The sequence below is a fragment of the Vibrio sp. 03_296 genome (genome assembly GCF_002265885.1).
Genome location: NZ_NPKW01000126.1, coordinates 1 through 5,701, shown reverse-complemented (window position 1 = coordinate 5,701; position 5,701 = coordinate 1). Strand labels below are relative to the sequence as shown.

5 protein-coding genes and 2 pseudogenes are annotated in these 5,701 nt (G+C 46.8%); 6 read left to right on the top strand and 1 reads right to left on the bottom strand.

What is annotated here, in order from left to right:
- Positions 1 to 25 precede the first annotated feature (25 nt).
- From CIK04_RS15485 to hflC, 6 genes and pseudogenes are all read left to right on the top strand, one after another.
- Positions 26 to 454: pseudogene (locus CIK04_RS15485) on the top strand (DNA mismatch repair protein MutL); the annotation flags it as partial.
- A 4-nt stretch (positions 455 to 458) separates the two neighbouring features.
- Positions 459 to 1,406 carry a tRNA (adenosine(37)-N6)-dimethylallyltransferase MiaA gene (miaA, locus tag CIK04_RS15480; RefSeq protein WP_017789727.1) on the top strand — a complete coding sequence of 316 codons (948 nt, stop codon included), beginning with the start codon at positions 459 to 461 and terminating at the stop codon, positions 1,404 to 1,406.
- Positions 1,407 to 1,583: 177 nt separating this feature from the next.
- The gene (gene hfq, locus CIK04_RS15475) at positions 1,584 to 1,844 is read left to right on the top strand and encodes an RNA chaperone Hfq (protein ID WP_011079276.1); all 261 of its coding nucleotides are present in this window, start codon (positions 1,584 to 1,586) and stop codon (positions 1,842 to 1,844) included.
- 41 nt (positions 1,845 to 1,885) lie between these two features.
- The gene (hflX, locus tag CIK04_RS15470; RefSeq protein WP_011079277.1) at positions 1,886 to 3,175 is read left to right on the top strand and encodes a ribosome rescue GTPase HflX; all 1,290 of its coding nucleotides are present in this window, start codon (positions 1,886 to 1,888) and stop codon (positions 3,173 to 3,175) included.
- Between the two features lie 45 nt (positions 3,176 to 3,220).
- On the top strand, positions 3,221 to 4,420 hold the full coding sequence (gene hflK, locus CIK04_RS15465; RefSeq protein WP_011079278.1) for an FtsH protease activity modulator HflK: 1,200 nt from the start codon (positions 3,221 to 3,223) through the stop codon (positions 4,418 to 4,420).
- A 2-nt stretch (positions 4,421 to 4,422) separates the two neighbouring features.
- The gene (hflC, locus tag CIK04_RS15460; RefSeq protein WP_011151327.1) at positions 4,423 to 5,403 is read left to right on the top strand and encodes a protease modulator HflC; all 981 of its coding nucleotides are present in this window, start codon (positions 4,423 to 4,425) and stop codon (positions 5,401 to 5,403) included.
- A gap of 122 nt (positions 5,404 to 5,525) precedes the next feature.
- Here the strand turns inward: hflC and CIK04_RS15455 are convergent.
- Positions 5,526 to 5,701, bottom strand: a pseudogene (locus tag CIK04_RS15455) (IS5/IS1182 family transposase); the annotation flags it as partial.

Sequence of the window (5,701 nt, the reverse complement as noted above, 5' to 3'; positions counted from 1 at the left end):
GGGCAACTGAATGGTGATCAAGCGCTCATTGAAGTCTCAGCCTTTGTTGGTGCCGCTTTCGCTAAAACTGGAAAAAGGGTTGGTTCATGCTGCGCAAGAGCATCAAGATCGTTTTGCTCGGATGGGGATCCTCTTTAAAATGCGTAATGAGAAAGCCCTAATGGTGATGGGGGTGCCTGCGCCATTAAGGCAACAAAATTTACAACTTCTTATTCCAGATCTGTTATCTTACGCCGCTTCGCAAGCCCAGAAGGAAGAGCAGGCACAAAATGACACGGCGATGGCGCAGTGGTTGGCGTTGCGTGTGGCAAAAGTGAAAAGCCACTATACACTTTCTGAGGCGATACAAATTATTTCGGAACTCGAACAACTCTGGCAAGAGAAGCTCCCGCTACAGGATGCTCAACTGGTCACGAGTGTCGATTTCTCGGCAACGATTGCACAACTGACATGACACCATGACTGAACAATTACCTTTAGCTCTGTTTTTAATGGGGCCGACAGCATCGGGAAAAACGGAATTAGCAATCCGATTGCGTCAACGATATCCGGTTGAACTTATCAGTGTCGACTCCGCTCTAATTTACAAGGGCATGGATATTGGCACTGCCAAACCTGATGAACGCGAGCAGCAACTGGCACCGCATCGTTTGATCGATATTTTAGATCCGACCGAAGCCTATTCTGCGGCTGATTTTCGTCGTGATGCACTCGAAGCTATGAACGAGATCGTGGCACAAGGCAAAATTCCGCTGCTTGTCGGTGGAACTATGCTGTATTTCAAGGCGTTACTCGAAGGTCTGTCACCACTTCCTGCTGCAAATGCTGAAATACGTCAGCAAATTGAACAAGAAGCATTGACGAAAGGTTGGTCAGTATTGCACGATGAGCTTCAAGAGATTGATCCTGTATCGGCAGCGAGAATACACCCGAATGATCCGCAAAGATTGTCGCGTGCATTGGAAGTTTATCGAATTTCAGGTAAAACTCTTACTGAACTGACGGAAACGAAAGGGGAAAGTTTGCCGTTTCGTGTCAAGCAGTTCGCAATAGCTCCCAAGGAAAGGGCAGAGCTCCATCGTCGTATTGAACTGCGTTTCGATAAAATGATGGAAGCCGGATTTGAACAAGAAATGAGAGCCTTGTATACACGCAAGGATCTTCATCCGGATCTTCCTTCCATTCGATGCGTCGGTTACCGACAGATGTGGGACTATTTAGACGGAAATTGCACTTTAGATGACGCGATCTATCGTGGTATCTGTGCAACTCGTCAATTGGCCAAGCGACAAATTACCTGGTTGCGCAGCTGGGATAATTTAACTTGGTTGGATAGCGAAAACATTGAACAGTCACTAGAAACTCTCTCAGAAGCCATAGCATCTGATAGAGATAGCTGTGTATAATGTGATCGTTTTTGCGTGAATACACTCTAAGAAGGATCAGTTTCTGGTAACTTGCTGTTTAGGCTGCTAGTAACTAAGGGTGTTTTTTGTTCGTTTAGCTCAGATGCAAAGGCATTTTCTTTTGCAGTGCACCACTAGCTAAATAATTACAACTACAAATTAAATAAGGAAAATAAAATGGCTAAGGGGCAATCTCTACAAGACCCATTTCTAAACGCACTCCGTCGTGAGCGTATCCCTGTATCGATTTACCTAGTAAACGGTATCAAATTGCAAGGTCAGATCGAGTCGTTCGATCAATTTGTGATCCTGCTGAAGAATACAGTAAACCAGATGGTTTATAAGCACGCAATTTCTACTGTGGTTCCTGCTCGTCCAGTGAGTCACCACAGCGGCGAGCGTGGCTCAGATCGTCCAAGCGAGAAATCGGAAGATTAATTTCGTTATCGATCATTTAAACACTTTAAGGAGTTGATTGCTTGTTTGACCGTTATGAATCCGGTGAGCGAGCCGTACTTGTTCATGTCAACTTCACGCAACAAGGCGAGTGGGAAGACCTTGCAGAATGTGAAATGTTGGTTTCTTCCTCAGGGGTAGAAACGTTACAGGTCATTACTGCAAGTCGTCAGTCACCACACGCCAAATACTACGTCGGAGAGGGAAAGGCTCAGGAAATTGCTCAAGCTGTGCAATTGACCGGAGCTGAAATCGTGATATTTAATCACGCCCTCTCTCCTGCCCAAGAGCGCAACCTCGAAAGATTGTGTCAGTGTCGAGTCATCGACCGTACCGGTCTGATTCTGGATATTTTCGCCCAACGAGCTCGTACCCACGAAGGTAAACTTCAAGTGGAGTTGGCTCAGCTTCGACATATCTCTACTCGCTTAATTCGCGGTTGGACGCACCTTGAGAGGCAAAAAGGTGGTATTGGCTTGCGTGGACCTGGGGAAACTCAGCTTGAAACAGACCGCCGTTTACTGCGTGAGCGTATTAAAGCGATTTTGCGTCGTCTAGAAAAAGTAGCGAAACAGCGTGAGCAAGGGCGCCGTGCCCGAAATCGTGCAGAAATTCCAACCATTTCTTTGGTCGGGTATACCAACGCAGGGAAATCTACCCTGTTTAACCGTATCACTGAAGCTGGGGTTTATGCTGCCGACCAATTGTTTGCGACGTTGGATCCGACTCTGCGTAAGATTGAACTGGCGGATGTTGGGCCAGCCATTTTGGCGGATACGGTCGGATTTATTCGACATCTACCACATGATCTGGTCGCAGCATTTAAAGCAACCTTGCAAGAAACGCAAGAAGCTGACATTTTGTTACATGTTGTTGATGCCAGTGATGAGCGTTTTCGTGAGAATATTCAAGCTGTTCACGTAGTACTAGAAGAAATCAATGCTCACGAGATACCAACACTCGTGGTGATGAACAAGATAGACAATATGGAAGACCAACGTCCACGTATTGAGCGCGATGATGAAGGGGTACCCCAAGTCGTCTGGCTTTCTGCGATGGATGGTCAAGGTATCGATCTCCTGTTTGAAGCGCTGACGGAACGTTTGGCTTCAAGCATGGTGGAGTGCCAGTTGCGAATCCCTCCACAACATCAAGGACGGTTTCGTAGTACATTCTTCCAGATGAAATGTATTCAACAGGAAGAATATGATCAGGATGGTAACTTGTTGATCGATATTCGAATGCAGCAAGTAGATTGGTCTAGACTTGAAAAAAGAGAAGGGGCAGTTTTGAGTGACTTTATCGTTACTTAAAGGACTGCTACAGTATAACGTCATATCAAATGATGGAGCTTTCTAATGGCGTGGAATGAGCCTGGAAATAACAACGGCAACAATGGCCGCGATAATGACCCTTGGGGTAACAATAATCGTGGTGGTCAGCGTCCGGGAGGACGAGACCAAGGGCCGCCGGATTTGGATGAAGTGTTTAACAAACTGAGTCAAAAGCTGGGTGGTAAGTTTGGCAACAAGGGAGGGCGTGGGCCTTCAATTGGTGGTGGCGGTGCAATTGGCTTTGGTGTCATTGCCGTTATTGCCGTACTTGTCTGGGTTTTCGCAGGCTTCTACACCATTGGTGAAGCGGAGCGTGGCGTGGTGTTACGTCTAGGTAAATACGATCGTATCGTTGACCCTGGTCTAAACTGGCGCCCACGTTTTATTGACGAAGTCACACCAGTTAACGTGCAAGCCATTCGCTCGCTACGTTCATCGGGTACGATGCTGACAAAAGACGAAAACGTTGTGACGGTTTCGATGGATGTTCAGTACCGTGTTGCGGATCCTTACAAATACCTGTTCCGAGTGACTAACGCTGATGACAGCTTGCGTCAAGCAACAGACTCGGCACTGCGTGCCGTGATCGGCGACTCATTGATGGACAGCATTTTGACCAGTGGTCGTCAGCAAATTCGTCAAAGCACTCAACAGACGCTAAACCAAATCATCGATAGCTATGACATGGGCTTAGTGATTGTGGATGTGAACTTCCAGTCGGCTCGTCCGCCTGAGCAAGTAAAAGATGCATTCGATGATGCGATTGCGGCGCGTGAGGATGAAGAGCGTTTCATTCGTGAAGCCGAAGCGTACAAAAATGAAATCTTGCCAAAAGCAACAGGTCGCGCAGAGCGTCTGAAGAAAGAGGCTCAAGGTTACAGTGAACGCACCATCAACGAAGCGTTGGGTCAAGTGGCTCAGTTTGAAAAGCTGTTACCTGAATACCAAGCTGCACCGAAGGTTACGCGTGATCGCCTCTACCTAGATACGATGGAAGAAGTGTATTCAAGCACATCGAAAGTGCTGATTGATTCTGAATCAAGTGGCAACTTGCTTTACTTGCCGATTGATAAGTTGGCGGGTCAAGACTCTCAAACGGATACGAAGCGTAAAACGAAATCATCTTCGACTTACGATCAAATCCAATTGGAATCAGAGAGCTCGGCTGACAACACTCAGAACACGCAGTCTCGTTCAACAGGTTCACGTCAAGGGAGATACTAAGAATGCGTAAGTTAATGATCCCTGTACTGGTTCTTGTACTTGCAACCCTATTAATGTCGTTGTTTGTCATCCCAGAAGGTGAGCGTGGTATCGTGGTTCGTTTTGGTCGAGTACTCAAAGATACCAATGACGTTACCCGAGTTTACGAACCTGGTTTGCATTTCAAAATGCCGTTGTTTGATCGCGTGAGAACGTTAGATGCACGTATTCAGACAATGGACGGACGTTCAGACCGTTTCGTGACGTCAGAGAAAAAAGACGTCATCATCGATTCGTATGTGAAATGGCGTATTGAAGATTTCGGCCGTTACTACCTTGCAACGGGCGGTGGCAACACGCTCACCGCTGAGGCGTTACTTGAGCGTAAAGTGACTGACATTTTACGTGCAGAAATCGGTGCTCGTGAGATCAAACAGATTGTGTCTGGTCCACGTAACGGTGATGTATTGCCTGAAAGCGTGACCAGCGCGGAAGTGAGCACTGAAGCGGCTCGTCAAGCTCTGGAGATCGATGGCGAACGTGACCTGATCATGTCGAATGTATTGAAGGATACGCGTGAAAGTGCCATGAAAGACTTGGGTGTTCGCGTGGTGGACTTCCGTATGAAGAAAATCAATCTTCCGGATGAAATCAGTGAATCTATCTACCGTCGTATGCGTGCAGAACGTGAGTCTGTTGCGCGTAAGCACCGTTCTCAAGGTCGTGAGAAAGCGGAAGTTATCCGTGCTCAAGCTGAGCTAGAAGTGGCGACTATTCTAGCTGAAGCGGACAAGACTGCGCGTGTAACACGTGGTGAAGCGGATGCGAAAGCGGCGAAAATTTACTCTGATTCTTACAACAAAGATCCTGAGTTCTTTAGCTTCATGCGTTCATTGAAAGCGTATGAGAAGTCATTTGGCACTAAGAGCGATATTCTTGTGTTGGATCCAAAGAGTGAGTTCTTCCAGTACATGAACAACGCAAAAGGCGCCGCAGCAAACTAATACGGTGACCTTGTGTTTTAATGAAAAGGCTCCATTGGAGCCTCAGATTGATGACGAACCCCGCTTTTTAAGTGGGGTTCTTTTTTGGAAGCGACCGTAGGTCGCGATCGTGATATTTTTTGTTATATCGTGCGCAGAAGTTTCCATTCATTACATGGGTATACAGAAGCAAGTATCTGCCTTATTTCTGCCATATTTAAGCCCATTTTTCGTAGATAGTTCACCACCAACGCTATCTTCTTGATGTTTTGGGCTGCCGCTGCCAACCAACATTGCATTTGCACAWTGGCTAGACCTC